A 3,033-nucleotide genomic window follows, 5' to 3' on the forward strand; every position below is an offset into this window, starting at 1 on the left:
ACTTGGATGCAACAACAGTATTGTCTCGTTCCATTGCGGAACTTGGTATTTATCCTGCCGTAGATCCACTTGACTCTACAAGTCGTATTTTGGACCCTCATGTACTTGGGGATGAACATTATAATGTGGCTCGTGGCGTTCAAGAAGTGTTGCAAAAATATCGCGACTTACAAGATATTATCGCAATTCTAGGTATGGAAGAATTATCTGATGAAGATAAGTTAACTGTATCTCGAGCTCGTAAAATTCAACGTTTCTTGAGTCAACCATTCTTCGTAGCAGAAGTATTTACCGGTTCTCCTGGTAAATATGTACCATTACAAGAAACATTGCGTGGCTTTAAAGAAATCCTTGATGGTAAACATGATGATTTACCAGAAGGCGCATTCTATATGGTTGGTACCATTGATGAAGCCGTTGCAAAAGCAAAGGAAATGCAAGAGAAGGGGGAATAATCCATGGCGGAACCTATGACCCTAACGATAATAACACCTGATGCGATTGTATATGATGGTAAGGCTGACTTTTTCGTAGGGCATGCTATCGATGGCGAATTTGGTGTATTGCCTAATCATGCACCTATGATTATTGCCCTAGATATAGCCCCTTTACGTGTCGATAATTCTGATGGACAACAGCATACATTTGCTGTTTTCGGGGGCTTTGTTGAAATTGAACACAACAAGGTGAGCATTGTAACACCTAATTGTGAAAGCCCAGAAACCATCGATATCGATCGCGCGAAACGAGCAAAAGAACGCGCTGAAGGCCGTTTGGCTAACCCTACACCTGATATAGATGTAGAGCGTGCTGAACTCGCCTTAGCTCGGGCATTACTTCGTTTAAAGGTAACACAACGCATATAGTAGTTATACATTGATATAGCCTTGGTAAATAAGGAGTACTCTTGTAGTACTCCTTATTTGCTTGTATACGCAAAAAGGGTGTCACCCATGTGGGCGACACCCTTTTGCTGTTGCATTGTTTTGAATTATAATACACTAACACCTTTTAGTGAGTAAGCTGTATTTTTTGGTTGTTCCACTTGAAATTCATAGTCTGGAACAACTGGCATTTCTGCATTAATACCAGGAGCTTGATAACGATCTCGATCTGTTGGAACACGTTTATATGGTAATTGTTCAAGTAAGTCTTTTATGACTTTATTCCATATGGATTTATGTGTTGGCATAGTCAAGGTATCATCGATTTGGTTAAAACCACTACGGATGGTGTGAACGATACCTTCATTAGTATCGTAGAAATAAATCATAGCAGATACTTTAGCTTGAATGTGAATGTCGTCGCTATCATCATGATAGTATTGGCTGAGATAGGACGTTGGTAATTGTACATATATGTCTTGCATTGGCACAGGCATAATGACAATTTCGGAATGTTGTGATGCTGCCACTTCGGCTAAATCAACAGCTGTGATTTGTGCTAATGGTGTGTTGGTGCTTACTACGGTTGTATCGTAGTATGGATAGCGCAAGACATTTGCCACTGAATCGGATAAATATTTACCAAAGGCAGCCGTATTTTCATTGCGCAATGTTGTTGGCACTACAAGTGTTACCTTGCGAGATGGGAAATTATCTAAATGGCCATCGTAGTTAGCCTTTCCCACTGTAGATGGTGTATTTGACGTGGTCGAAGTAATTTGAATCGGCGACGTTTTGATAGTGCCAGGATCAGGGATGATCTTTACTGGCGCAATAGGAATAGAACGGGCTTTTGTAGTTTGAGCATCTACATTTGCTGCATTAGCGATTGTGAAAGTTGAAACAAAAGCTAAGGCGAGACAAAAACTGATACGCATGGTTGCTTCTCTAAAGTTCATATTCGACTCTCCTTGATATAAATATAATCAAAACTATATCTTACAGTATACCATAGTTGCAATAAAAAAGAAGCAAGCGTCAGCTTGCTTCTTACTGTGGTGGACGATGACAGGATCGAACTGCCGACATCCTGCTTGTAAGGCAGGCGCTCTCCCAGCTGAGCTAATCGTCCATGTGGTGACCCGTCCGGGAATCGAACCCGGGATACCGCCGTGAAAGGGCGGTGTCTTAACCGCTTGACCAACGGGCCAAAATGGTGACTCACCCGCGACTCGAACGCGGGACACCCTGATTAAAAGTCAGGTGCTCTGCCAACTGAGCTAGTGAGTCATAAATGGCTCCTCGAGTAGGACTCGAACCTACGACCGATCGGTTAACAGCCGATTGCTCTACCAACTGAGCTATCGAGGAATGGTACGATTGTTATTATATGTTAGATTAATTATAAAAGCAAGCGTTTTTTTTAAAATTACTATAAATCAAAAGGCGTTAATTATGACTAAAACACATAACTTTATACAAAAAATCACTTATCAAAAATAGTGATAAGCAAGTCATTAAAATTAATATAATCTATAGAGATGAATAAACATAGATAATTCCTATATTTATAGGGGATTCATAATGTATATTTTCTTAAGAGTTAGCAATATAAGTATATTGAATATAATCGGTATACATATGCATTGTAAAAAAGTTTAAACCTTTTATTTGAAAAGTAATATCAAGTAGCTTAAAAGTGTATTCATCATCTTAGATATACTCTGCATTTATAAGGTACTTTTAACCTAATTCTTACCTCTAAAAGTCGATTGTGATATAGAGTATAAAAATACTTTTAACCTATGATTAACTATGACTTTTATCACATCGCTGAAGTGATTTTTGGGATGCGGGAAACGGTAAAAAAGTGATGGTGACATGCCGAAATATATACAACAATATTCATGAAAATTATTCTCAAAATATGAAAAAGCATTGAGAAAACTGTATAGTTGAGCCGTTGAAAGCCTGTATATTGTGTGTTACGATTGATGCATAGAGTTAATCTCGATGTATATGAGATACATATATCTCATTATACTTGAGAGAAAAAAGTTATCTCACGGTAATTAGAATTAATATTCAACTATGTTCCTGAGGAGGGATTATCTTGCGCGAGATTCAAGTATCTGAAATCACAAAAACA

General features: G+C 38.4%; 2 protein-coding genes, 4 tRNA genes and 1 pseudogene. 2 read left to right on the top strand and 5 right to left on the bottom strand.

The features are described 5' to 3' along the window. Together QZ055_RS08860 and atpC are read left to right on the top strand one after the other, a co-directional pair. Positions 1–455, top strand: a pseudogene (locus tag QZ055_RS08860) (F0F1 ATP synthase subunit beta); the annotation flags it as partial. Positions 456–458: 3 nt separating this feature from the next. Further along, a complete protein-coding gene (gene atpC / locus QZ055_RS08865; RefSeq protein ID WP_295826325.1) occupies positions 459–866 on the top strand; it encodes an ATP synthase F1 subunit epsilon in 408 nt (135 codons plus the stop codon). A 125-nt stretch (positions 867–991) separates the two neighbouring features. On the opposite strand, the gene QZ055_RS08870 is transcribed toward atpC, so the two are convergent. The 5 genes from QZ055_RS08870 to QZ055_RS08890 form a co-directional block, all read right to left on the bottom strand. Next, on the bottom strand, positions 992–1,843 hold the full coding sequence (locus QZ055_RS08870; RefSeq protein ID WP_005377182.1) for a hypothetical protein: 852 nt from the start codon (positions 1,841–1,843) through the stop codon (positions 992–994). A gap of 97 nt (positions 1,844–1,940) precedes the next feature. Next, positions 1,941–2,016 (bottom strand) — tRNA-Val (locus QZ055_RS08875). Between the two features lie 3 nt (positions 2,017–2,019). Next, positions 2,020–2,094: transfer RNA gene (locus tag QZ055_RS08880), tRNA-Glu, on the bottom strand. 4 nt (positions 2,095–2,098) lie between these two features. Then, positions 2,099–2,174 (bottom strand) — tRNA-Lys (locus QZ055_RS08885). Between the two features lie 5 nt (positions 2,175–2,179). Then, positions 2,180–2,255: transfer RNA gene (locus QZ055_RS08890), tRNA-Asn, on the bottom strand. Positions 2,256–3,033 lie beyond the last annotated feature (778 nt).

Source organism: uncultured Veillonella sp., assembly GCF_905209685.1.
Lineage (GTDB): Bacteria > Bacillota > Negativicutes > Veillonellales > Veillonellaceae > Veillonella.

What these genes read in the sequence shown, in the direction of transcription:
- QZ055_RS08870 (WP_005377182.1), bottom strand. Translation starts at nt 1,843, where the DNA reads ATGAACTTTAGAGAAGCAACCATGCGTATCAGTTTTTGTCTCGCCTTA.
- atpC (WP_295826325.1), top strand. Translation starts at nt 459, where the DNA reads ATGGCGGAACCTATGACCCTAACGATAATAACACCTGATGCGATTGTA.